This is a genomic window from Desulfovibrio desulfuricans, from assembly GCF_024460775.1.
Lineage (GTDB): Bacteria > Desulfobacterota > Desulfovibrionia > Desulfovibrionales > Desulfovibrionaceae > Desulfovibrio > Desulfovibrio desulfuricans_E.
On the sequence record NZ_JANFYZ010000020.1, the window covers coordinates 1 to 25244 of the forward strand.

General features: G+C 53.5%; 20 protein-coding genes and 1 pseudogene. 2 read left to right on the top strand and 19 right to left on the bottom strand.

Annotation, left to right across the window (positions count from 1 at the left end):
* The 12 genes and pseudogenes from NE637_RS14395 to brxF form a co-directional block, all read right to left on the bottom strand.
* Positions 1 to 595, bottom strand: a pseudogene (locus NE637_RS14395) (hypothetical protein); the annotation flags it as partial.
* A gap of 68 nt (positions 596 to 663) precedes the next feature.
* The gene (locus NE637_RS14400) at positions 664 to 1365 is read right to left on the bottom strand and encodes an ERF family protein (RefSeq protein ID WP_215646944.1); all 702 of its coding nucleotides are present in this window, start codon (positions 1363 to 1365) and stop codon (positions 664 to 666) included.
* A gap of 161 nt (positions 1366 to 1526) precedes the next feature.
* Positions 1527 to 1811, bottom strand: coding sequence for a hypothetical protein (locus NE637_RS14405; RefSeq protein ID WP_252209384.1), 285 nt, complete (start codon positions 1809 to 1811; stop codon positions 1527 to 1529).
* Between the two features lie 18 nt (positions 1812 to 1829).
* The gene (locus NE637_RS14410) at positions 1830 to 2585 is read right to left on the bottom strand and encodes a hypothetical protein (RefSeq protein ID WP_215646943.1); all 756 of its coding nucleotides are present in this window, start codon (positions 2583 to 2585) and stop codon (positions 1830 to 1832) included.
* Positions 2585 to 4579 carry a BREX-3 system phosphatase PglZ gene (pglZ, locus tag NE637_RS14415; protein ID WP_215646942.1) on the bottom strand — a complete coding sequence of 665 codons (1995 nt, stop codon included), beginning with the start codon at positions 4577 to 4579 and terminating at the stop codon, positions 2585 to 2587. Before pglZ ends, NE637_RS14410 begins: the two co-directional genes overlap by 1 nt.
* On the bottom strand, positions 4576 to 7500 hold the full coding sequence (locus NE637_RS14420; protein WP_215646941.1) for a DEAD/DEAH box helicase: 2925 nt from the start codon (positions 7498 to 7500) through the stop codon (positions 4576 to 4578). The genes pglZ and NE637_RS14420 overlap by 4 nt, the downstream gene beginning before the upstream one ends.
* Positions 7497 to 8186, bottom strand: a complete 690-nt coding sequence (locus NE637_RS14425) for an RNA ligase family protein (RefSeq protein WP_215646940.1) — start codon at positions 8184 to 8186, stop codon at positions 7497 to 7499. Before NE637_RS14425 ends, NE637_RS14420 begins: the two co-directional genes overlap by 4 nt.
* Positions 8183 to 8713, bottom strand: coding sequence for a hypothetical protein (locus tag NE637_RS14430; protein ID WP_215646939.1), 531 nt, complete (start codon positions 8711 to 8713; stop codon positions 8183 to 8185). Before NE637_RS14430 ends, NE637_RS14425 begins: the two co-directional genes overlap by 4 nt.
* The gene (locus tag NE637_RS14435; RefSeq protein ID WP_215646938.1) at positions 8710 to 10113 is read right to left on the bottom strand and encodes an AAA family ATPase; all 1404 of its coding nucleotides are present in this window, start codon (positions 10111 to 10113) and stop codon (positions 8710 to 8712) included. Before NE637_RS14435 ends, NE637_RS14430 begins: the two co-directional genes overlap by 4 nt.
* Before the next feature lies 1 nt (position 10114).
* Positions 10115 to 12898, bottom strand: a complete 2784-nt coding sequence (locus NE637_RS14440; protein ID WP_215646937.1) for a DNA methyltransferase — start codon at positions 12896 to 12898, stop codon at positions 10115 to 10117.
* A gap of 91 nt (positions 12899 to 12989) precedes the next feature.
* The gene (locus NE637_RS14445; protein ID WP_256267769.1) at positions 12990 to 16721 is read right to left on the bottom strand and encodes a DUF6079 family protein; all 3732 of its coding nucleotides are present in this window, start codon (positions 16719 to 16721) and stop codon (positions 12990 to 12992) included.
* On the bottom strand, positions 16718 to 17233 hold the full coding sequence (gene brxF / locus NE637_RS14450; RefSeq protein ID WP_256267770.1) for a BREX-3 system P-loop-containing protein BrxF: 516 nt from the start codon (positions 17231 to 17233) through the stop codon (positions 16718 to 16720). Before brxF ends, NE637_RS14445 begins: the two co-directional genes overlap by 4 nt.
* A 141-nt stretch (positions 17234 to 17374) precedes the next feature.
* Here brxF and NE637_RS14455 point away from each other — a divergent pair, with 141 nt between their 5' ends.
* Complete coding sequence (locus tag NE637_RS14455) at positions 17375 to 17506, top strand: hypothetical protein (RefSeq protein WP_256267771.1); 132 nt, start codon at positions 17375 to 17377, stop codon at positions 17504 to 17506.
* 280 nt (positions 17507 to 17786) lie between these two features.
* Here NE637_RS14455 and NE637_RS14460 read toward each other — a convergent pair whose 3' ends face one another.
* From NE637_RS14460 to NE637_RS14490, 7 genes are all read right to left on the bottom strand, one after another.
* Positions 17787 to 17972 (bottom strand): hypothetical protein, encoded by a 186-nt coding sequence (locus NE637_RS14460; RefSeq protein ID WP_215646934.1) that lies wholly within the window; start codon positions 17970 to 17972, stop codon positions 17787 to 17789.
* Positions 17973 to 17988: 16 nt separating this feature from the next.
* Positions 17989 to 18270, bottom strand: coding sequence for a hypothetical protein (locus NE637_RS14465; RefSeq protein ID WP_256267772.1), 282 nt, complete (start codon positions 18268 to 18270; stop codon positions 17989 to 17991).
* 82 nt (positions 18271 to 18352) lie between these two features.
* Positions 18353 to 19006 (bottom strand): YagK/YfjJ domain-containing protein, encoded by a 654-nt coding sequence (locus NE637_RS14470; protein WP_256267773.1) that lies wholly within the window; start codon positions 19004 to 19006, stop codon positions 18353 to 18355.
* 697 nt (positions 19007 to 19703) lie between these two features.
* On the bottom strand, positions 19704 to 20159 hold the full coding sequence (gene tnpA, locus NE637_RS14475) for an IS200/IS605 family transposase (RefSeq protein WP_256267774.1): 456 nt from the start codon (positions 20157 to 20159) through the stop codon (positions 19704 to 19706).
* A 246-nt stretch (positions 20160 to 20405) separates the two neighbouring features.
* Positions 20406 to 22856, bottom strand: a complete 2451-nt coding sequence (locus NE637_RS14480; RefSeq protein WP_256267775.1) for an AAA family ATPase — start codon at positions 22854 to 22856, stop codon at positions 20406 to 20408.
* A gap of 58 nt (positions 22857 to 22914) precedes the next feature.
* The gene (locus tag NE637_RS14485; RefSeq protein WP_256267776.1) at positions 22915 to 23145 is read right to left on the bottom strand and encodes a hypothetical protein; all 231 of its coding nucleotides are present in this window, start codon (positions 23143 to 23145) and stop codon (positions 22915 to 22917) included.
* Positions 23146 to 23267: 122 nt separating this feature from the next.
* Positions 23268 to 23489, bottom strand: a complete 222-nt coding sequence (locus NE637_RS14490) for a helix-turn-helix domain-containing protein (RefSeq protein WP_256267777.1) — start codon at positions 23487 to 23489, stop codon at positions 23268 to 23270.
* 335 nt (positions 23490 to 23824) lie between these two features.
* Here NE637_RS14490 and NE637_RS14495 point away from each other — a divergent pair, with 335 nt between their 5' ends.
* Positions 23825 to 25195 carry a relaxase/mobilization nuclease domain-containing protein gene (locus tag NE637_RS14495; protein ID WP_256267778.1) on the top strand — a complete coding sequence of 457 codons (1371 nt, stop codon included), beginning with the start codon at positions 23825 to 23827 and terminating at the stop codon, positions 25193 to 25195.
* Positions 25196 to 25244 lie beyond the last annotated feature (49 nt).

The following is a 25244-nucleotide window of genomic DNA, read 5'->3' on the forward strand; positions in this document are numbered from 1 at the left end:
TACTCAGTTTCTCAGCTTGCTTGGGCAACTGAAGGCCAAGTTGGGCACGGCAAAGCTGAGGGAAGGTCATCTTTTCATGCAAAAGCGTGCCATCCTCAGCACGCAGGCTGAAAACGGGTTTGTCCCAGGCTTGGGCCAGCAGACCGATTTGCCCGTGTAGTTGCAGCAGGTGAGAATCGTGAGGCGAAGCTGGCAGCTTGTCCGTACTCTTCACTTCCAGAATCCGTATGGCATTGACGGGCGCACCCCAGACCAGCACAAAATCAAGATGGGCTTTGATGGGCACGCCCTGATGCTGCCAGTTGATCTCAAGCTGAGGCAGTACATACAGGCCCAGAGACGCAAGCGCCTTGCCAACGCCGGATTCAAACCAATGTCCGCGCTGCAGGGTCAGCAGACGCTCCAGGCTATTCGGTGTTGGCATCACCTTACGGGCGAGAACGGCACGAGGACATTCCCAGTGCTGGCCAATGTCGCTCATGCCAACATAGGTGGACCTATCGCCTAGTTGTGCGGTGGTACTTTTCTGGGAGACGGCTTGCAGCCCCTGACGAATTAATGCCCGCAAGCCTTCCGTGCGGTCTGTCATTTCCATGATCCTGTCTCCATAAAAGCGAAAGGGCCGCCATCAGGCAGCCCTTTCACTCGGTATTTTGATTTTTGCTATGCGACATCAACATACTTCCACCACAATTTTCTCTGCGGGTTCCACCGGAAGCCCGAACCGGTCAGCAGTTCCTTTTTGGCCTGCGTGTTGCCGGTGGCAATGATGTAGGGACGTCCGTCTTGGGCTGTAACTTGCTGGTAGGTGACGCCTTCTAGCGGCGGAAGATTTTCAAGGCTTGCTGGCGGACGATTTGAGGGGGCCGAAATGTTGTTTGCGGTGGATGAGTTGCGTTGTTCCCCTTTTTGCGATTCAGGGGCAACTACGGGCAATTTAGGGCGTAATGTCGACTTGCGTCCAATTTTTGCCCTCTCACCGTCGTCATCTTCCGTGACCATGCCCAGCATGGCGGTCAAAGCGTACCTCCTTGCGTAGGTCATGGCCGAACCCATGCCTTGAGGGTCGGCTTTGGGCAAAGGCACCACTGCCAGCGAGCTTTGCCATTGCCCAGATTCCGCATGCGTCAGCTTGGTAACCAGTCCCAAAGAGTTGGGCTGCTCCACCGGCACCGGATACTGGCACAGCCAGATGCCGTTTTCAATAAGCGCATCGCGGCAGGCGTCCATGACGCTGTTAAGGCTGGCGTACCAGCTTTTGGTGAAAGGATTTTCAGCATCTTTTGTAACTGGTTGCACGGTTCGCTGCACGTTGAGCAGAACTTTGGCCAAATCGGTGATGTTTTCTGATTGGTATTGGTTCATATAAAAATCCTCCTATGATACCAGAATGACAAAGCCCCGCCCAGCTTAGTGCTGGACAGGGCTATTAGGGTGATTTGAAGCATTACTCTGGCGTTCTTGTAAGAGTAATATATTCTTAAGATTTGACGAATAACATTGTCCCATATTCCATCCTTATGCTCCTATGCCACACTAAATTTTTCAATGGAATACTTTTCGGGGGGAGGGTCAGAACAGCAAGGGAATTTAAGTGTATTAAGATAGTCTTTACGCGCTTGCTTGCCCCGTAGAAAATCGATTTCAGCGTCCAGGCAGTAATGATTCCGGAAGTGTTTCGCCCCGGCCGAAAGCACTGCTACGTCGTTCTCATGACGGAACTCCCAGACCTCGACATCCTTGCCGTCGACGGTCTTCAGCTGTTGGTCGGTGTCGACCAGCCATTTAGTGTGTTCCGAAGTCCAAGGCATTCACGTCCCATCCCTGATTTAGTTGCCCTTCAATTTCAACAGCTCATCGTCCAGTCCATAGCGAACCACGTCGATCCGGTCGCTACGCTGGGATACAAAATCACCGGTCATCACGGGGAGCTGGAATGGGAAGAATGCCGGGTTGTTCAGGAGCAGCCCCAATGCGCCCTTGGCCTCCGGGATGGCCAGGAGTGAAGATTCGAACATCAGGATGGCTAGGTTTGGTTCAACAATGCTCACCGGAGCGACTTTCTCATAGCAGCCCTTGGCCTCGGAATCCTTCAGGGCTCCCCAGGCGACAAAGGAGCGGATGACAAATCTCGCATAGCGGCTCACGGTTTGCCGGTCGCCGTACTGTTCCTTCAGGCGGTTGATAATCTGCGTCTGGGTCACCTGATCCTGCAAGGCCAACAGGCGGCCGGTCTGGCGGGCCACGTTGAACCAGAAGGGATAGACCGCCGAGATCATCCCCCAGTGGACCGCCAGGGCCATGGACGGGTTTTCCCGCAGAAAAGCCAGCGAGGCATCCCGGAACGGGATCAACTCGGGGTCAGGGGAGACCCAGATCTTCATCAGATTGTTGACGACAAAGGTCCGGGTCTGGTCGCTTCGTTCGCCCTCTGAGCCATTGCCTTTTCTGTCCACGAGGAACTCATGCAGCTCCTGGCGGATGGTTTTGGCGTCGAGTCCTGCCAGCAGCAGATTGGCTGCTTTCTGCATCCACTCGAAACGATTCGCCTGCTTGATGCCAATGGCTTCGTGTCTTTTGCCCATCACCGTGTCCTCCTTTCAAACTTCACAAGGGGCACGATGACTTCTTCGATGGCTACACCGCCGTGACCTACGATGACATCTCCCGGGTTCACGAATGCGTCGCGGCCACCGGCCACCAGGGGGAAATAATCTGCGGGCAACCCGACCGGCTGCCACTCGTGGGCAAACGGGAAGACCCCAGCCACCTGAGAGCGGAGTTCCGGCGTGGGATAGACACGAACCCGCTCGCCGCGAGTTTCGGCAATCACACCTTCAGACGGGCGGCCTTTACCTTCGCATTGGATGTTGCCGTGATCGGCCGTCAGCCAGACCTCATAGCCGTATTCCAGCAGTTGGCCGACCAGTGCAGCCAGAAAACCACCCTGGCACCACTGCTTGATCTGGTTGTGCATCCCGGCCGAGCCGAGTTGCATGCCGTGCATGATCTTGTCGACCTTGTCCACGACCAGCCCCACCACCTTGGTCTTCCCGGGGTGGATTGCGGAGTCGAGGACGCCCGCAGCATCGCCGTCGCCAAGGCCGCGCTGGTAAGCGACATCCAGCCGGGACAGACCATGGCCTTCCCAGAACTGCTTCCAGAGTTTCTCTTCGCTGTTGGTCGAGTTGATGGATGACGGGAAATAGAGCGGCGGCTTGCCCGAGAAGATCGATTGCCGCGATACCGAGGTCAGCGTCGGAATCCAGGCGAAGGTCGCGGATTCGCGCATGACCAGATTGGCGTCCTGCTTTTGCAGAAGCTGGCGAATGGTTACCCACTGATCCAAGGCCAGGCCGTCAACCACAATCAACGCCGCACGGCTACTACCCGAATCCTCGATATCCCGAGCCAGGCGGCGCGGCACGTGGTGCAGCATGGCCGGATTGGTCGGCGGCAAGTTGATCAGACTGGAGTAGTGGTCGGCCAGCCAAGCGGCAAAGGTCGTGTTCAGTGCATCGCCGATTTCCCTGAGCCGGGTCTGATACTCGGTGCTGTTGCCACAATGAACCAGCGAAGAAAGTTCGGCCCATTTCAATGCAAAGGCGGTCCAGTCCGAGTAACGCGCTTCAGCAGTGGGCAGTTCCTTCTCGACAAGGCCAAACAAGCGAGAGATCCGTAGCTCGTCATCGTCCACGCCGGACGTGGCGATGCCGCTTCGAACCCAGGACCCGGCATCCACTTCAATGCCTTTGGCCTCGACAGGGGTGAGTTTCCCCTCCAGGAACAGGTTGTCGATGTAGACCTTGATGTCCTGATGGTCGAACGGCAGGCGATCAGGGCCGGGATACTTGAGGCCGTATTCCGGCGAATCCTCCCGTACCTGATGAGCGCTGCCGAGCCTGGAAAGAAATAGCGGCCAGCGTTCCTGCAAAAAGGCGAAGAACGCCTCATCGTCCGGAACGATTTCAGAGAGCGGCCAAGCCTTGAATCCATCATGCCCTTTGAGAACCTGGATAAGCCGCTCAGCCAGCATCAGCGGGATCTGTAGCTTCCCATAGTGCAGGCGCAGCAATGCGCGAAGCAGCTCCACCTCGCCCCCAATTAGTTCCGCCGCAATGCCGAACACATGACGGAGAATGAAATCCTTGGTGGCGTTGTCGCCCATGCGATCCGGCGGTGACTTGCGCTGGGCCTCAAAAAGCGAATCCAGCAAGCTCCTGTCGAGCTTTTCAATGACCGGATAGCTCAGGTTGGGAAAGAGATCCCCCAAGTTGAATGAAAGCTTGCGGCCCGCCTGGAGTAGGTCGTAAGGCAAGGATTCCAGCTCCGCATTCTGTAAGCGAAGGACCACCACCAGGTCTGTGTGCTCACCCCGGTCCCAGATCGAGCGGTACTTGGACTCATAGGCGTATCTGAATTCGACCGGGTCACTGAACTCGATCAGGTCGAAGCCCCGCCCGCGTAATTCGAGCGCCAGCTTCTCCTCGGTCAACAAGCAATCCGGATCGGCGACTAGGGTCAGCTTGCTGACGTTCGGTACAAAGTCGTTCAGGATGGCGTCTCGCCAACTACTCATTGAGCGCCTCCCTTGATGATCCGCAGCATCAGCAGCGGCCGGATTTCCGGCACGATCTGCCTTGCTGATTGAAGTTCATGCCGCCACTCGGATTCGTCCGCATCGCAACGGGAGAGCCTGAATTGCCGCACCTCCGGCAATCCAACCCGCTCAATGGCCTTGCGGCGCGAGGCAAAGGAGACGATGCCGCGTTCCTCCTCGCGAGCCACAGAGGCGAGATGCGCCTGCTGCAGGGCGTCGAACAGCTCCTGTCCGGCTTGCTCTGCCGCTTCCTGCAACCGCTCATGGGCGATGATGGATTCGTCCTGGCCGAGGGTGGCCTGCACCTGGGTTTCCGCTGTCTGCAGCGCATCCCAGATATGCCGGGCCGTGGGCAGAAACAGTTTGCCTTCCTCGCTCAGGAACACACTGACATATCCCCGCCGCACCATGGGGATGCGCAGGAGTTGTGTCTTCTGGTGCATCCCGGCCTGAAGGCGGATTTCAAAGAGCCCCCAGAGCCCGGAGATGCTGGCTGGCAATCCGCTCACGCTTACGCAGGGCAATGGCTGGCCAGCCGCGATCTGCGGCAGGTTCAGGGCCAGCCCACGAACACGGCTGTTTTCAAGATTGAGCAGGGTTGCGTCGGTCAGACGATCCGCTTCCCGGGCATTGAACACGGCCTTGCGGTGTTCCTGGCCGTCCGGCCAATTCAGATCCCACCAGGAGCGCTTGCGGGTGGCCGCGCCGCCGTGAGAATTGAGATAGCCCACCGTCATCCGCTCCACCCAATGGGGCAGCGGATGGGAACGCAGACGCTCAGCAGCCTGCACATCCGGTTCTTCTGAAATGCCATAGATTGCGGAGGCCTCGCGCACCTGATGAATCTCATCGCGAAGCCGGGCCACCGTGTGATCGACGGAGGTTTCGATGCCGTCAGGATTAAGAATGGCCGAGGCGAACACATCCTCGAACATCTCACCGGCCTGGGCGGAGTCGAGCACGTCGCCGGTCTTGTCGATGCCGAACTCGTCGAAGATTACCGAGAGCTTCTGCTCCAACACTTCGCGGACGCGGAACTCGACCGAGTCCTCAAACACAAAGTTGATTGCCCGCACCGTCTTGGGCTGCCCGATACGGTCCACACGGCCGATCCGCTGTTCCAGCCGCATCGGGTTCCAGGGGATGTCGTAGTTGATAATGACGTGGGCGAACTGCAGGTTCAGGCCCTCACCACCCGCGTCGGTGGAAACCAGCACGCGGTGGGATTTGCGGAAGGCGTCCTGGGACTGCTTGCGTTCCTCCATGGCCATGGAGCCGTTCAGGGTGACCACCGAGATTCCCCGGGCTTCCAGAAACTCCTTCAGCATCTGCTGGGTCGGCACGAACTCGGTGAAGATCAGCACCTTCAGATCCGGTTCGTTTTCCTCGGCTTGCAGCTTGTAAATCCATTCAATCAGCGCCTCGGCCTTGGCATCCGGACCCGCCTGTTCACAGCGGACCGCCGCTTCGAGCAGGGTCTCAACATGGCTGCCTTCGCTCTGCAGAGCCGACACGTGGGATTTCAGCAGCTCATCGAGCAGCTCCTGGCCGTCCATGTCATAGAGCTCGGCTATTTCATCGTCTGGGCTTTCCGATCCCTCCGCGCCGTTTTCCAGTTCCGCCAGACGCAGGCTGGCTTGTTGCTCACCATCCTTGAGTGCCGCAAGCCGACGCTCCAGCGTGGTGCGGACCGCCCGGGTGCTGGAAACCACCAGGCGCTGCATCAGGATCATCAGAAAGCCGATATGGCGCTTCTTCTCGCGCATAGCCTGGTTGTAGCCCTCGCGCACATAGTCGGTCACCGCCTCGTAAAGAAGCTGCTGCAGTTGGTGACGGCTCTCCCAGGCCACCGGGGCCATCTGCGTCCGCCGGGGTTTGAAGAGCGGCTTGCCGTCGGCATCGATGGCCTTGCGCTTCTCTGTACGGATGACATACGGAGCCACCCGGTCGCGGGAGACGCTGTCCATATCCGGAAAGGCATCGTCATCCAGCAGGTTCATCAGCCGATGGAAGGCATCGGTCTTGCCTTGGTGGGGAGTCGCCGAAAGGAGCAACACATAGGGCGCGGCTTCCGCCAGCCCCTTGCCGAGCTTGTAGCGGGCGACTTGATCAGTACTGCCACCCAACCGGTGCCCTTCGTCCACGATCACCAGATCCCAACCTGCGGTAATCAGATCCTCGAACCGGCTGCGGTTGTATTCGGCGACGCGCTCGGCGGTCCAGCCGCGCCGCTTGTCCATGGGTTTGACCGAATCCAGGGAGACGATGACCTGATCGAACATCACCCAGGCTGAACTCCGGTGGTCCGCGCTTTTATCAAAATTGGGAGCCAGACGCTGCAATGTGCCGATGTCGTCGCCCAGCACGAGCTGGAACTGCTCGTTGAAGTGGGTCTGCATTTCCGCCACCCACTGGGTAGCGATTCCCTTCGGCGAGACGACCAATGTCCGACGCACCAGTCCGCGCAGTTTGAGCTCGCGCATGACCAGCCCGGCCTCGATGGTCTTGCCGAGACCCACCTCGTCGGCCAGCAGGTAGCGCACGCGGTCACCGGAGATGGCCCGGGACAAGGCGTGGATCTGGTGCGGCAGAGGAATGACATTGGACTCCATAGGAGCCAGCAGCACATGGCCCTCGGTGGCGCTGGTGGAACCTTCGAGCACCTCGGCTACCTTGGCTGCGGCGGCCACATAGGCAATGCGTCCAGCCTCGATCTCCGGCTGCAAGTCGGCACTCAGCGGCCGCAATGCGGAGCGGGGCACGCGCACCACCGCGTCCTGGTTCGGCAACCAGACACGGCACACCGTCTGCCCCCACAAGGTCTGTTCTTCGATGACCTTGCAGGCGCTGTTATGAACGGTGCTGTATTGCCACTCCTGACCAACACTGGAAGATTTCATCCTTGAACCTCCAGTCTCAACCGGTTTGGTCTGATGGCGGAGCGTGACCAGTGCTGCTCCACAGCCTGGATAAATGCCGGACGAACCAGTTTGGCCCGTTGCGCCAGCCAGTCGTCTTGGTCAAATCGGAGATAGATGCCTTCCGCAGGCTGATCGCTGAGTTTTGATGTCGATAGGAATTTTTGCACTTCCGGGTATGCGAAGTGTCCGCGTGCGAGGACAGGAACTTGAGCAACGCCCATTTTCGTAAAGAGATCATCCCGGCGTTTTGAAGATAGAAATCGGCCAAATCGTTTGTCATAAACATCGAAACCAAGGAACCAATCCGGCAAACGGTCATAAAAAACCGAGTGCTGGGCATAACACCATTCCCCGAAGAGTATGAAATGGTCGGAAAGATGCTCAAACAGCGTATCGGTCCGTGGCGTCAACCAGTCGCCAAGTTTTTTCCATTGACCAGATCCAGGTAAATGCAGGTATGCGCCCCTGTTCTGTGCTCGAATATTTCCTTCCGAATCAAAAGAGATTCCCAGATTCGCGCCATCTACCTTTTCCTCAACCATAAGGTCGTGCTGCAGGAATTCATCACGCTCCGATTCCGACAGCACCTTGTCACCCCGGATATCAACGCCAGCCAGCGTTGCCAGATGTGGCGTGGAGGGGAATTTGAAAAAATCGTCTTTCACGCCCCGATTTTCTCCGCATACTTGGTCTCGACATATTCCGGGCAGAGGAAATGAACAGTAATACCAACGTCATTCAAAGCATCTTTCCAGCCCCACCATTTGCTGTCTGTAGATTGCAGGATCGGTGGTTTTGCAGGGTGAGCGTTTGCGGCGGCAACAAACTTTCGATCCGATTTGTCAAAATTTACCAATCCGTCATGGACTGGAAATTCGTCATAGGAGTCGCCGTTTTTGGAGATGGCTACCCGGTCGGAATCAGGCAGGCTCCAACGATTATCGTGAACCCACTTCATGAAGGCATTGCCAATCCCCTTTTGCCCGCTTAGGCAAAGGTTGTTTAAATACTCGCTGTAGATTTCATCACCGGAATCAATTACGAATTCACCCTTTTTCATCACATGGTCAATGGCATCGACGCAACTTTGGACGCAAGCAACCAGATTGTCAGGGATTGTTGCCGGGTCGATTGCAAGATTCGCGTTAATCGGCACATTCGTGTCCACGAGGCACTTCTTCGGCAAACTCATTTGGATGCCTCCGGCTTTTCCGTGCTCTGTTGCATCCGTTTTTTCATGGCCGCTTTGGCTTGTTCGGTGATGTCACCCATTTCATCACCGAAGAAATTTTCCGGCCAGTTCTGGATGTTGCCGAATATGTCAATTTGAAGAGGTTCAAGCGTAGCGGGGGTCTTGGAGATATTGGCGAAATAGGCCGACACTTTTTCCTGTGGAACAGAATCTTCGGCGATTCGCCGCTGCAAACGGCGCAGGAAATGTTCAGAATGGGTTTCAATGACTATTTGAATGTTTCTATCAGCCCCATTTTCTCTGGAATTGATCACGTCAATCATCACATCGGCCAACGCTGACTGCGCGTTCGGATGCAGGTGAATTTCCGGTTGCTCCATAAGAATGATCGACCCGGCAGGCGCATAGAAGCACTGCACCAGAACCGGCAGGACCTGCGAAATACCGAATCCGACATCCGGGAGATCCACCCAGTCCTTTGACCCCTTGGTGCGAACCTTCACCTCGTATTCCTGCCGCTGTTCGGATATAGGATTGACCCTGAAATCTTCGATCAGGCTCATTTCCTTGAGCTTGAGAGCAATAATTTCCTCAAGCGGTTTTTCGTGTTTCCTGTAGCCTAAACTAATTTTCCGGTCTCTTGCTGCCAGAATAGCTGCTACGGTGTTTTCGCCTGCAAAGCCAACGCTTTCAGGAGTGATGCCACCCCATGTATAAAGCCTTTCCGCCTTCGTTCTAAGTGGTCCCAGGTAGAAGATTGAGTTGAACAGTTTTTCATGCGCAAGATTGAGATCCTGAACGAAATCGGCATTTTGATAATAGGCGACCACCTCGTCAGGAAAACCATAAAATCGAACAACATCTTTGAGTGCCCAAGCACGCATTTTCTTTCTGACAAGAGAGTATTGCTCTGCCGATGCAGCATATTCACGTTTGTCGGATTTTCGTGAAAGATCAATGGAAAGAGACTGCGTATCTTTGTTGAGAAGACGGTATTTGAATTCCGCGACCTGGAGCAAATTCTTCATTGAGTCGCTTAATTCGACCTCGGCACTAAAATCCAATTCATCGCCAGAAAAAATCTGGCCTGACAGGGGGTCTTTAAACTTCAAGTCCTCCGTCAATGACCATCTGTAGTCGAAAGCAATTTTGTTTGCCGGATCACGATGGAAAACCATTTCCTGATAGGAACCAAGCTGAACGGCGGAGTTTTTTCCGCCCGGGTAAAACACGGCTTTCCGATCCGGTGATTCAACGGTCTGTTTCAGCATCATCAGAAACTGCCCGATGCTGGACTTACCGGAACTGTTGGCACCGAAGAACAGTGAAATGGGAGCCAGACGAATGGTGCCGGTATCCTTCCAGCCTTTGAAGTTCTGTATTCGTAATTGCTTTAGCATCTCATTCCCCTCCCATTCGTGTTACTGCCTGGTCGTACCACATGAGCAGCTTGGGATCTTCTTCAAGGACGTTGTTGGGGATCTTATCGGCCACGGCGACGATGACGGCGTAGTCGCGTTCCTGCCAGGCTTTCTTGAATCCGGCGCGGACAGCTTCCAGGCGGAAGACCTTGAGCTTTTTCTTGACCTCTTTGTATTCCTCGAACTCCTTGAGCAGCGCTTTCTCGCGCAGCTTCTCCAGGTCGCCCGCCTTGTTGGGATCGGGCACATACCAACGGTCACGGGCTTTGGTCACCAGCGCCGGGTCATCCTTGGGCAGGTTGCGCAGCTCTTTCCAGTTGGTAGAAAGGTAGGCGTGGATCTGCTCGGGCACCGGGCCTTTGCCGTCGTAGCAGAGGAAGTTCTGGTTTAGCAGTTCGCGCAGGTCGAGCTGGGCCTCGTTCTTGCTCCAGCCGCCAAGCTGCTGCATGAACTGCGGATTGATGTCGGAGAAGGTCTGCGGCTTTTCCTTGATGAGCTGGCGGAGCCACTGGATGGCGGAGGCCTCGTCGGAGACGAACATGGCCATCTGCTTGAGTTCGCCCGAGGTCATCTTCTTGCGGTCGTATTCGGCCACCTGATCCGACAGGAAAAACATGCCATCGCGCTCGATGAAACGCTGCGAAAGCCCGATCTGGAATTCCTGGCTTGAAATTGGGACAGGGTAGCCTTTGCGGACGTAGTAGGCCACCATTTGGTCGAACAGGATGCGCGGATCACGTTCCGGGACGAATTGCAGCAAGGCTCCTTGTTGCTTCGTGACTGGCAGATACTTCAAGTGCGTGCGGACAAAATCCCAAACACCTTCTTCGGTTTGCGCCTCTTTCTGAAAGCGCTCTTCAAAACCGCCGTTGGGTTTGTAGGCTGAGATAACAAGGTCTTGTTTGACAGAAGTTGGGTTTGTCTCGGCATTGAAACTGCCTTTTTTCTTATCTAATGCCGATACGTTCGCTATAACAAATCCAGCTTCGGCAATGGATGTCTGAATATTGTTCCACACAGATGCCTTAGTATTTGAGAACTCAACAGTCATCCATCTGCCAGGCGCAAGCGCGTTATAAGCCTCTTTAAAGCAATTGGTCATTAGCGCTCTATATTCATCAGAACCTTTTTTTTGCGTTTTATTCTCAATTGCTTCTTCTTTGTTATTGGTTTGAGTTTTAAGCCAGGATTCCCATAAAATATTTAACTCTGAGTAATTAAGGTTTGAACCGAATGGTGGGTCTATAAAAATGTAATCTATTGAGTTGTCGGGTATTTGGAGTGTGGTTGAGGACTGAGTTGACAAACAATAAAAAGAATCCTCATGGCAAAACACTACTTTTTCAATCGCATCACGCAGCATCCTAATGATATTAAGCTCTTTAATAAGAGATGGGATGTAGAGGGTTCCGCTTTGTGGCCCACCTCCAGCCCCCCAAGTTCCAGATTGATACGTTAATCTGTATTGTTTGGTAATTTTTGACGCAACAATAGAAAGAGGAATTAAGAACTTGCTTTCGCTTGCTAAGGCTCTGAACTCCAAAAGTGTATTGTAATTTCTTACAGTGTAAAGATGGTGAACATGAGTGAAACCCATTCTAAGCGGTTCCCCTGTCTTATCACCTTCTGGGATCTCGCTGTAACCTATATGGCTTCCTGCTCCTTTTTGTTCGATTTTTGCCAAAAGGTCAAAATCGTCTGAATCTGGTTTCTTTTCAAACTTCTTACTATCGTATATGTAACTAATCCTAACAGGAACTTGCTTAGCCTGAGTGACGGAATCGTTTAGCAACGGATCAAAAAAGGTTGTCCAGCAACGTTCAAGATTTCTTTTAGTGAGCTTTGATGCGCAATTTGGACAGGCAAAGGTGTCGAGAACCTGGCCGTTTTCAACATCGACAGCCGCATCCCAAAACACAACTTCTTTCGCACATTCTGGACAAACAAATACGTCCGACCAGATAACAGAATTAATTTTCCCCTTCATTCCATTGGAATGAGTGGTTTCAAACATCCATTCACACTTTTTCTCGACAACATCAACTAACCGATTGAGTTCTTTTTTTAAATTAAACTCATCGGAAGGGCTGTTATATGCGTAGGAGATAAATGTCGCAGCAGGAGACAAATCATTTAGGACTGACTTTCTGCGCCCTATCTTAGAAAATGGTTTCCAAACCTTCTTCCCATCCTCATCCATCTCTTCTCGTAAAATGGTTCCATCAGGCTTTACCTGATAGCCGAGGTTTAGTATTTCTCCTCGGTCACCACACAATCTTGCGGCTATTCCCGTCATTCCCGTTCCACAGAAACCATCAAAAACGATATCACCCGGCTGTGTGTAATGGAGGATGTAACGCATGATGGCCTTATGAGGCACTTTGGTGTGATATGGGTGCATCCTGTAAATAGGGTCGTACTTGCCCTCGCTTACATCAGAGGCAAAGGGTTCACGGTGGTAGTGATTGCCCTCGGGCTGCTCTGGCTTCTGCGCCTCCCATTCGGCGATGAAGTCGGCGATCCACGGGTTCGGACAGGCGGTGTAATACGGCGGATCACTCAGGTTCAGGATGTCTTCGTCGCTGCCGATGGGAAAGCCTTCGATCTTGCGAAACTCCGGGTCCTGCAGTTTTTTGCGCAGCTCCTCGGTAAAGTGGGCGCGGCGGGCCTCATCGTTCTCGAAGGTCATGCCGAGGCAAGTCACCGGGCCGGAGGGCTTCTGCGGCTCTTCAAGCAGCGAGTCGAACAAACTGGTTTCTTTCATCTTCATAATCCTTGGCTTTCGTCTTGTGTCTCAGCTTGGTCACTTTGCGGGTGACCAAACTCGGCGAAGTTGGTCACCCGCTTAGTCACTCTTATTCCATGACGATCCGCACCTTGGCCGGGTCCTTGCCCTTGGTGAGCTGATCGATGTACTCCTCAAAGCGTTTCTTCATCTCTGCCGGGGTGGCCGGGCCGTCGGTGACCTGCAGGGCCTGTTGCAGCTCCTGCGCCTTGACGGTGACCTTGACCAAGCCGGAGAGCACTTCCTTCAGGGCGTGAACAAAGTTGCTGTCCAGCGGAACCGGCAGTTCCTTCGACTTGATGAAGGCTTCCAGGGGCTCACGGTCATCGATCTTCAGCAGATCCATATTGGCCTGGGTGATCGGGTCCTCCAGGTTGCTAAGGATGGTGGAGGTCCAGGCCGCCACCATGGCGTCGAGCTGGGCGTCCATCTGGTCGATCATCTGCGAGCCTGCAGTCGTACTGGTTTCCATCGAAGGCCGGAACCCGCAATGCGGGCAAATGGGCGAGGCGTCGAGGTTTTGCTCGGTCAGGGCGAAGCAGCTTTTCAGTCCGGCCAGGCGGTTCTGGTAATCGGTGAGCTGCTGCCGGGGCATCAGGTCTATACCAGCCAGCTTGAGCAGGGTTTGCAGGCGTTGATCGTTGAGCAGTCCTGCCTTGCGCTGGTCGTCGTTCACGCCCAGCCGCGCCTTGGTATGCAGGCCGATGTAGGCGACGGTGTAATCCTTCTTCAGCTTTTGCAGCTTGGCCCCGATGGGCTGGGACTGGCTGGCCAGCTCGGTCAGGTCGGCCTGCTTGAGGGCATCCAGCACGTCCTGCCGGGTGGTCTTCATGCGATCCACCCAGTCGTGCTCGGCGGGCAGCACCGCCTCGGCGGTAGAGAGCCAGGACGCCGTCGGGCTGTGGTCCATGATGAACTCACGCAGGGCGTCCAGCTCATCCAGGGCCTTCACGGCCTTTTCGTGGGCCAGCACTTCGGGAGCGCTGTAGCGGAAGTTTTTCAGCTTACCCGGCGAGGAATAGGCCTGGAGCGATTCAAAGAAGCCCTTGGCCTCGTCCAGCCCGCTGGCCTGGCTGGCCAGGTCGGTTCCCGCGAGCAGGTCCAGGCCCCAGAAGGAGAGCCCTTCGCGCAGGGTCTGCTGGGTCATGACGATGCGCTTGACGATCTTGCCCACTGCTTGTTGCAGGTTCTGCACCGGCTCGTCCTTGCCCTGGGTGACAAGCTGGGCCATGCCCGGCGTCATGCCGAGCAGTTCGAACAGCGCTTTGAGCGCGGGCAGGTTCCATTCCTTGGGCTGCTCCAGGTGCTTGAAGCGGACCAGCTCGTCCATGCCGGTCGCGGCAAGCTGCTGCAGGCCGGTGGCGTCAAACTTTTTGCCCGGAATGGCGAGCACGATGTCGCCGGAGTAGACCAGCGAAGCCAGGATGACCGCCACCCATTCCGGCTCAAGTCGACCACCGCCGGGGTTCATGTATTCCAGCCCGTGATCGTCCTGAATGATCTCGCTGCGGTTGACCACCTGACCGTGGCCCTTGGCCTTGACGGCATCGAGGATGAATTTGGTGTACTTCGATTTGTAGGAATCGATCTTCTCGCCGTCGAGCAGCTCCAGGGCGTCCAGCACAGCGGTGGCCTGCTTGGTTCGGTTCTGACCGGCGATGGCCCGCAGGGCGTCCTGCGCGGCCTGGGCGCGATTGTTGCCGGTGATCAGGACCGAGAAGAACGGATAGTCCGGAGCCTGATTCTCGAAGTTCGGTGCCAGGCAGACACCGGCGATGGTGTTCACCAAGTCGCGGAAGTTGATAGTCTCGTGAGGCGACAGGCCCGACAGGTCGCGGATGGATTTGCCCTTGGCCCATTCGGTCATGGACTTGGCGCGGCCCTGATAGGTGACCTCGAAGGCATCGCTCATGTGCTTCTGCAGCCACTGGACCAGCTTCTTCAGGAAACCGTTGGCCTTCGATTCATAGGTGGCCTTGGCATGGCCCGATGAGGTGGCTGCAAGATCCAGTGCGGCCGCATAGCTCTTCAGCGCAGTCTGGAATTCCTCGTCGGTGCCTTTCAGGCGGAAGAAGACCTCGTCGTTGACCTTGTCGTCCTTGAAGCGCGGCGGATCGTTGGGCTGGATGAAGTAGAGGTAAAAGTCCCGCTGCGGCACGGCGGTGGAACGCTCGTTCGGTGCCCCGAAAAAGAGGTAGCCGGAGCGGGCTGCCTTGTGCTCCTGCCAGACCAGTTCGTGCTGCCAGATTTTGTAGCCGGTCACATAGGTGGCGTCCTGGCATTCCATGACCCGCTTGAGCGCCTCGTAATAGAAACGGTCGAGCTGGGCCTGGCCCAGGCTTTCGGCCCGCTTGTCGATCAGGGCGTCGAAGTCGTCGGTCTTCTTCAGGTCGAGATAGAACTGGCGGTTGTCGGCATTGAAGGAGATGAACTGGCCGCTGACCGTTTTGTGGATCTCGCGCAGGACCGTTTCCACATGGGTCTGCAAGTCCTTATCCGGTTCGTCGCTGCCCAGCTCGGCGATCAGCGGATCGAAAAGACAGAGGCGGTCGCGCAGCTCCTCGGCGGATGCGCCCATGGGAGCATAGATGTCGCCGGTGGTGAGGCGGTGGACGGACAGCGCATGGATGAGGCGCAGCGCCATCGGCTTGTATTGCTTACGGGTGATGGCGTTCTCGATGCGGGATTCCAGCACCTGGCTGCAATCGATGACCGCCCGGATCTCGGGAATGGCGCGGAACGAGGCGTTCTGCTTGAGCGTGTTCCAGTAGCTGTCGAAGGCGATCAGGCCAGGCTCGTCCTGCGGCACGTCCTTACCGAGAATGCCCTTCATACCTATGGACAGGGTTTTGAGCACCTCGCGTTTTTCCACCACGGTAACCCGCTCGAAGGTGTCGATGTAATCGGGATGCACGGGAAAGAGCCGGACGAACTCGTCCATGCGCTCGTTGAGGCCGCCATAGTATTTGGCAAAGGGCATCAGGTAGTCGCGGATCTTGGCCTGTTGCTCTGTGGTCTTCTTAAGCAGACGCTCGGCCACAACGAATTTGACGTCGCTACGGGCAATGAGGATCTGCTCGAAGCGGTCCTTCACCCGGCGGATGCTGTCGGCGACAAAGGCGAAGCGCGGGCTATCGAAAATGGCTTCCTGGACACCGGCCATGAAGCGGAAGCGCAGGTCCTTGCAGACCTCGCCGACCTCGCGGAGGAAGTTGAGGTCGAGGATCAGCTCCTGGTCCTTGCGGGTGCGCAGGTAGTCGAGCAGCTCATCGACCACCAGCAGCAGGCCGTGTTCGGGGAAGACCTCGCCGAACTTGGCCATCATGTCTTCGAAGGCCCGCTTGTGGCTGGTGATGGTGCCCGCCTCGGGGAACACATACTCCACACCGAGTTTTTCGAGATGCTCTTCCAGTTCGGCCACCAGGATGTCGCGCAGGGACATGGTGGTGGCTCCGATTTCGGTACGGATAACCTTGAAACGTCCGGCGATCTGAGAGGCTGCGTCGCGGACACCATCGTTCTTCAGCCCTTCCAGCAGGGAGGCGTCTGCGGCAAGGCTGGAGACCACCGACATCAAGTGCGACTTACCGGTGCCGTAGTTACCGACGACCAGCAGGCCCTTGTTGTCGACCGGCTGGTCGAACTGCATCTGAGGAATGATAAGCTGGATGAGCCGTTCGGCCATTTCCTCGGAAATGACATAGGTGTTCACGAGGGTGTGTGCGGCATTCGCTTTATCCGCGTCACGCAACTGAACCACCGACTCAATCGGATCGAATTGGATAAGATCTCCGTATTTCACGCCAGCCCTGCCTCTCTATTGTTTTTTGCCGAATCGACCGTGGCCGAGCCATCCATGCCCACAATCAGCGCATCGACCGAGTCATAGCTGCGGTACTCGGGATGGCCGGTTTCGGCGTACAAAAGCCTCCCGGAATTCATGATTCCGTTCCACGAAGCCACCACGGCCCGGTTTCTTGAAATGCCCTGCAGCAGGCGCAAGGGGTCCTGCTGGAGATCCTTGTCGAAAAGGATCTCGAGATTATCCAGCACCACGGGTGCTTGAGCCTGGTCCGCGATCTGATCGAGGATGCCCGGTAGCCGAAGCGACCGCTGCTTTGCCGTCAGCTCAAGCAGTTCGCCTGAAAGTGCCAGATTGACGTTGACGACGGATGAGCCGACAGTCTCGGCCAATTTTCGAAGAACTCTTGTCTTGCCTGAACCGGTTTTGCCTACCAGTAGAATCAGGCGGTAATAGAGACCTTCAACAGCCTGGATGGACTGTATTAGTGTATTATGAATATTTTCAGTCATATATTTCTTTCTCAGTAGAGTCTATTGATTTTTTTTGTCAGTACCATTATCAAGCCCCGAGTTTCGAACGCAATCGATTTTTTTTGCAGACTAGAGCCTGCTCTAATCATTAGCAAGAATCTTTGGAGCAAACGAGGCATAATGGTCGGGTTTTCTGACGGTGGCGGGGCTGCGGCACTACTTGCTGCCATGAGGCAGGATGTGACCTTTCTGGGAACAGTTGCAGGCAATCTTGATATTGATGCTTGGGCAAACCTGCAGGGCGTGAGCTAGCTTGCAGAAACTTTGAACCCTAAGGCGGTGGCTCCATCGCTGCAGCACTTGCCCCAGCGGCATTTAAGCAGCCGCACGGATGCGACCATACCCCCGGAAATCAGCGAGGGGTTCTGTCGAGCAGTGAACCAGCCAGAAAGTTGCGTTGTTGTTTCAGGCGTGCCGCATGGCGGGGCGTGGCAACGTTACTGGGACTACAATTATTCGGTTCGGGGGCGATGAAGCCAAGGCCAGACTAGGGATGTTGCATCAAACATTGGTATGCGCCCCTCAACTCCTTTCACACCCTTAGCAGATCAATAAGCTGGCTGGCCTCATTTGCTGTCATCTCAGCAAATTCTTTACTGAAGTGTATTGAGCAAAGCGCTTCAGCGTCTAGGCCCTGCCGCTCCGCGAGGTCATAGGCATAGCAAAGTTGCTTGTCAGAAGCAGGCTGATTGGCACTGCGCGGGGTAAAACCGTACATAATCACCTCAAATTTTTCATAACAGTTTAAATTTTTTCCGAATGTACGCCATGGCTGAGGCGCGGGTGTAGCCAATTTTTGACCCTGCCCGTACACGCTCTGCGGGACCTTTGCGCAAAGCGTCTTCGTTCGAGAGTGTTTTGGCTGAAACGAGCCCGCCAGTTGCCTTTGACAGCTCTGCCCTTGAGACCACAGGCGGCAATTCTTGTTCTATGGATCTAAAGAATGCCTCGGAGCCTATGCCCTGGCGGATCAAGTTGTCTGAGCGATCAAAATTGCGTTGCCAGTATTGTTGCATGTGTTCTCCTGCCTGTTGGGCTGATAAGGGTTGGTGTGGGAATGCATAGTATTAGAGCATTCGAAAGGGTAACCAGCACGGCTTATGCGTAGTAGCTGTCTGCCTGATCCTGTTCTCGTCTCGTCCGACGAACCCTAAGGCGTGAAACATTTGCCATACGTGTCATGCCAAAGTCTCTGAATCCATCGTTGCAGATGCCTTTGGTGTGGTCTTTAGCCAAGTACATGGCTTGCCGTACAACGGCTTCAATCTTGCCCTCGTAGCTTGGGTCATCACTGCGCAAGATGATGCCATTAGCTTGCCTGTTGCCGTCAGGGTCTCTGTCACAATAGTGGATCAGCCCTTTAGGGTCCACATCGAGTATCCTGCCCCATATCTCTTCTGCTGACTTGATGTAGGGATAGTACCTGCAAGTCTTGTTGCCATCGAGCAATAACATGCAGTGATAGTGTTGATTGTCACTTTTGAGAGATTGCTCTCTTACCCAAAAATACGCTGGTGACACTCCATTGCGTGAACACTGTTGAATAAGCAGTTTCATTAGATTTGACATATCGCTGTTATCTTCGACAGCCATGAAGCCTTTGGGGTAGGTCACATCAAACCGAATAACCATTGTTTTACTGTGTATAGTTGTGTACTCCGTAAGGAGTGTTGATAGTTTGTCATGTATATTTGGTCTATACAGGCTATCATCATTGTCACACATCATTTCTCTAAAGTTTATGTTGTTCATTTGAATCTCCTATCTGTGTTTCATCTTGTTTACTGTTTTGTGTTTGCATATCTATAACGTTATTATGTTTGTATTTATATCTATGTCACTTGTTGTTGAATAGATGAAATACTTGTAGTTCTAATATTGCAATACTCTTACACTTCTATATTCTTATATAAGTACTACAATCATACCTTCGTTGTTATTACATAAAATCAAGCCGTTTAAGCTAAATGCCTCAAGCCAACCAAGCTAAATCTGATATGTTAGGTTGAGGGAATTAGCTTCTGCATATCATTGGGTGCGGAGTAATGAGATTGGATGGATCTATGCAGATCAATGGTGGTAGATGACGTTTCATCGTTGTAGCTGTTATCTGGGGTGTGAAGGCTCGTTGTGCTCTACGCATTTTTCGCCAGTCATGGTTTTTCTGACAAAGCGAGTTAGTTTATCATGCTGATATTATTTGATATATTGAAAAAACACTGTTTGTGGTCACGTATCTTCCACAAAACCGGTGCGCAAATGGCATGGACTGGCAAGGCTAATGGCACGGATATTAACAGCATTGGAAACGCAACAGGGCCTGAAACGGCAGAATCAAAACCACCCGCATAGCGGGTGGTTTGCTCTGGCCCTATAAGGGCCTGTTACCGGCTGCGCCTAAAGACGCTGGCTTTCACTGTGTTCAAGCCCAGTGCCCTTGTCGCCTTGGCTACCCCTTAAAGGGGTCTTGATACTCCCGCGTACTCAACTTGTCTTGCATGATGTCGTGTTTTTCTTGCTGCTGGATATATTTTTTGATCGTTGCCCCGTTCAGCCCAACGGTGCTGACATAATAACCTTCGGCCCAAAACTTCCTATTGCCGAATTTATATTTAAGGTTTGCGTGCTTATCGAAGATCATCAATGAACTCTTCCCTTTTAGATACCCCATAAAACTCGACACACTGATCTTGGGTGGGATACTCACCAGCATGTGTATATGGTCTGGCATCAAGTGACCTTCCAGAATCTCTACTCCTTTGTACTTGCAAAGACTCTGCAAAATTTCCTTTATACTATCGCGCAACTGAGCAAATATTATTTTTCGACGATACTTGGGCGTAAACACGATATGATACTTGCACAGCCATTTTGTGTGAGCTAAACTTTGGGCCTTGGTTCCCATGATAAAAACACCCTTCTTTAAATGTTACGATGGGCTTGAACAACTTCATCGTACAAGAAGGGTGTTTTTTGTGTATAACACTTTATTTCCACCCGCATAGCGGGTGGTTCTCTGTTTCGCGCATAAGTGCGCTCAACCGGCTAAAGCCGTAACAGAACGAAAGTGCCTTCCATATGGAAGGCACTTTCGTTGTATATACGGCTATGACAACAGCGACATCTCAGAACTGCTGACGTCATAACATGGTCATGATTTGAAGTAATAGGTGCTTTTGCCTTCTCCCTTTTGAGAAACAATGTTGATTTCCAACAGAGATTTCAGCATGTTGAGAGTTTTCTTTGTCGTGAACCCAGTGATCTTTTCAAGATCGCTCCGGCTGTAGGATTGACCTTTATTCATGGTATCAAGCAACTTCTGGGCATCAGGTGGCAACGGTGTCGAATCAACGGGGAAATTTTTTGGTGTACCTTCAACGATAGGAGAATCTGAACTATTTCTAGTAGGTGTGGACATCTCTCCTTCAACAAATTCCCAGATTCCGCCAACAGGCAGTTTGTACACCATCTTCCGGCGTTCAAGCTCTGGGGCAATTTTGCATTTTTCAATGGTCATACGTACCACAGGACCATCACCTTCAAGAGCCTCGGCCAGATCCTGACTTAACGGTTGATCATCGCCTTCATCGTCTTTACTTATTTCCTTTGCAAGCTGATCACGGCCTTCAAGGTGAATGACATTCTGGCACAGGCTGGCAAGATCTACAGGCCCCTTGAAGTCTTTGCCTGTTTTACCGGCATGGTGCAGCACGATGACGCCAATACCAAGCTTTTCTATCCTGTGGATAAAATCAAGGAGCGGGGTGGAATTACTTTTTGAAGCTGTCGGGGCGAGGGAAAGCAGATTGTCGATGACTATGCATTTGATCCCAGATTTTTGCAGCTTGCTTATGAGGATTTTCTGCGTTTCTCCGTCAAGAATATTAAGCCCACCCTTGGCAGAAATCACAAAGAGGTTTTTGTTCAGAAGAGAAAGAAATTCTTCACGCCCCTGCAGAAGCTGATTTACCCTAGGCTTAAAGTCAGAGCCGACCTCGCCATCCAGATAGCACAGCGTACAAGGAGCAGAGGCTGCAAAATAGAGGTAGGGTGTTCCCGTGGTCAAAGATGTTGCCAGTTCAATACCCAGCCAGCTTTTTCCCGCATTTGAAGCCCCCCAAATCAAGGTGGTATACTGCGGAGTAAACATTTGCCTCACGGCCACAGGGACGTCATCCTCTCTAGGAACGACATCGGGCAGCATCTCGAACGTGACAATTTCAAAATCCGTCTGGCAGGATTGTTTTCCTTCCGTGCATGCAGGGGTTGTTTCAAAGAGCAACGCGTTCTTTTTCCATGATGCCATATCTTCAGTTGGAATGGCCTCGCGCCTGATGCGGGTAACCAATTGTGAAGGCAACTCCAGCGTGTTAAGGTCAGTCGTCTTGGCAAGCAGGTCATTCTGCATTTCCGGCTTATATGGGGAGATATCCAGCACGTCCCCTTGCACTATGGGCCAGGGATAAACATTCACGTCAGCAGCCCCGTTCTCAAGGCAGCGTTTGGCCAGCAGGTCAACCCCATCCCAGCCTTCTTGCCCAGGAGCGGATACGATGGTTACGGAATGCCCAGCCACATCACTGAGCAGAAGGCCTTTTGGGGTCTCTTCTCCACCGGCAAAGCCCGACACGATCACACCCGTGCGCTCAAAAACATGTCCCTCACGCGCTGCATCCCGAAAAGAAATAGCCACTTTGATGTCCACGCAGATGAGCACGGGGGCTTTGGGGTGGCGAACAATCATATCGCGTGACAGCAGATGCGCAACGGCGGATTTCATGCCGATCTTTAGTGAATCTTTGCCCTGCTCGCCAGTAACGCGGACGGCGAAAGCAAATATGTCATTTTTACCATCAGAGTAATGGCACACCGCCTGCATTATGCAGTCGTCGAGATCCCGCTGAATGTCCATATGTAGACGTTTGAAGTTGATGGCACCCACAACGATGCTCTTCGGGGTTGCATCCTCAACTTGAGCTTCCTTCGAATACTGAGCCCTCTGCTGGGTGGTTTCAGGAAATGCGCTAAAACAAAATTCCGGCTTCAGACACATCAGTCTTCCCAGAACCAAGGCTGAAATTACAGGGCCACGATTCAGCTTTTTCACGACCCACGGCAAGAAATATTCCAAGCGTAAATGAGACTGCCAAAACCTGACATCAGCATCGTTGCCGCCAACGGCACGAATGATTCTGATTTTCGTCCAGCCGTTCAGGGAAGTAAACTCGTTGCCGACCAGCGATGCATAGAAGTCAGCCTGCTGGCTGTCCATCATGCATGCAGGAATGCCGGAGCGATCCATTTGCTGGACGCTCTCAGCCACCCTTTCCGGGGTTATCTCGAAAGGATGGTCTTTTTTGCTTGCAGAAACAGAGTGCAGGGTATGGGAAGGCGGCAGCTTCCATCGCCTAGCATAGTCAAGCACGTCAAAAGGAGGTTTTTGTGAATGGTCGTTTGAAGGCACAACCTTTGCCGTTGTATCAATCGTTTTTCCGGCAACCGAGGCAGGAATATTGTCATGACAAACGAGCTGGCGAACTCTGGTGACTGGTTGGCCTGTTTCCATCGCTTCTTTAAACATCTTTTTATAATCAAAAGTCATTGTTACCTCCAATGCCAGGAGAAACAGGCGTCACCCTGCTTCTCCTGGCATTCATCATCTAGGATTTTTTGGGGTAAAGGCGGGAGATCAACACAGGCTTCCAGTCCAGCCGACATTCGATATAGTCGATTTTAGCCATATCTTCAGGGGGAAGCTGCAACATGCTGTGTACTTCTTCTTTAAACTCGGAAAGAGCATCACGCATCTCGGAGTTCATCATTTTTGCATCATTGCCTTCGCAGGTGGCACTGTCGTTGCCCGTCGGTACGATAATCATTTTGTTTGACATATCAGTTTCCAAAGATGTCTCTCGTTTCAGAGAGGGTTAGGAGTTATTATTTACATTTCTGATTTGTGAACTATATCGCCGGTAACGGTGGATCCCTTGCATGCAGCATAAGCTTCTCACAGTTACGCTTTTTCAATGGTTACCCGACGAGATTCCATGAAAGCCGCCACATCCGCCAAGCTGTACCGCACAGATCTTCCCACCTTTGAGTACGGCATACCCTTGCGGTAAAACCTATGCGCCCTAAGTGTTGACAAACTTATTTTTGTTAGTAAGCTAACGTCTACTTCAGTCAGCCATTGATTTTGATCCTTTTCATTGACCACCGCGCTTCGTTCGTTCATGTCCTCATTCCTCCACAAAAAGTTCTCGCGAGTACTCTGAGTTTACGTCATGTGCAATGACGCCGATTTTTAAAAAACGGCGAGGGCGCACGGCTCTAGGATATTCTTGAGTTTTGGCTCTCGAGCCATACCAAGAAAAAACAAAAAATGGCCCACTAGAGCAACACAACTCCAGAAGGCCAGCGTTTAGAGGCACCAATGATTCACGCGAAAAGTGAGTAGAGCGAAATGGTGGAAGGGGTTATGAGGAGAAGAGGACTATCGCAGAAAAATATCATCCGTTTTGATATAAAACATATTGATAATACAAGATAAATTTGAAAATTTGGATATACATGGATTTTCTTGAACGCATGGGTTTACAGGAACATCAGGCGTTTTACACCCTGCACGGGAACACCGGCAATTATCATGTGCATATCGCCGTCAACCGGACAAACCCCTACACCATGAAAACGGTTCAGCCGCACCGGGGTTTTGACATTGAGGAAGGCCACAGGATAGCGGCCCTCATAACCCACAAGCAGGGCTGGGCAAGTCAGGAAAAAGCCCGTTATCGCGTCAACGAAAAAGGCGAGATAGTGCGCAATATAAAGCAGATACCGTTTCTTGAAATGCCGCAAACCGTCAAGCCCACGGCCAAGGCCGAAGACTTTGAAAACGCTACCGGCGAAAAATCGGCCATGCGTATCGCCCAGGAGCGCGGCCACAAAATCATCAAGACTGCCGGAAGCTGGAAAGAACTGCATGAAAAACTGGCGGCGGTCGGCTTGCGCTTTGAAAAGAAAGGGTCAGGCGCAATCGTGTTTGTGGGTGAAACAGCCGTCAAAGCCTCGTCCATAGACCGCAATTTCGGCTTGTCCAGGCTCTGCAAACGGCTTGGCGAGTATAAAGCCGGAGTGTACCCGCCGGAAGCGGAGGACATGCCGAAAATTGAGCCGGAGCCGGTCAGCGAAGTTTTCATCGAGCAATGGCGGGAGTACCGGCAGGCTCGCGCCGATGAAGCGGAGCGCCGGAGAAGCGGCAGGAAGCGCGTTGCCGCCGACAGGCGGCGAATACGGGAGCGACAGCGGGAACAGCGGCGAAAGAGCCTTGCCGCCCTCGCGCCGCACGGCCTCCCCATGCTGAACATTGCCCGGCATTTTCTCAAGGAGCAACAGCGGGAAGAAAGGGAACGGCTACGGGAAGAAACGCCCAAGCCCACGCCGCTGGGCAGCTTCAAATATTGGCTTGGGCGGAAAAGCAACCGCCTTGCCAATCTCTGGCGCTTCAGGAAGCGCATAAGGCCGGATATGGAAGTCAGAAAATTCGAGTTTCCCAAAATCGGCAGTCTGGCCGCGCCGTACCGCGCCTGTCTGGAAATTCTGCAAAAGGAAAATCCCGGAGCTATCGACGCTTCCCGCATGGACAGCCTGCTTGCCCTGCACATGCGCCTTGCCGGATACACCCCGCAGGAAACCGCCAATGAAATGTACAGGCAGGCCCGTCCGCTCCGGCGGGAGAAAGAAAACCGCGACTGGATAGACTATGCCCGGCGCATGGTCTGGTACGCCTTTGGCGCACCCGGAGATATTGACCTTGCGGCGGCCAAGCCCACAAAAGAACTCATACAGACGTTTCAGAGGGAAGCGGAGCGGATTGAAGCCGAGCGGCAGAAACCCAAGCCGCCGGAAGAACAGCCGCAATACCGTATGAGAATGCGCTGAAACACGGAGAGCGCCCTCAAACAAGGCGCTCTCCGTGTTTTATCTAAAG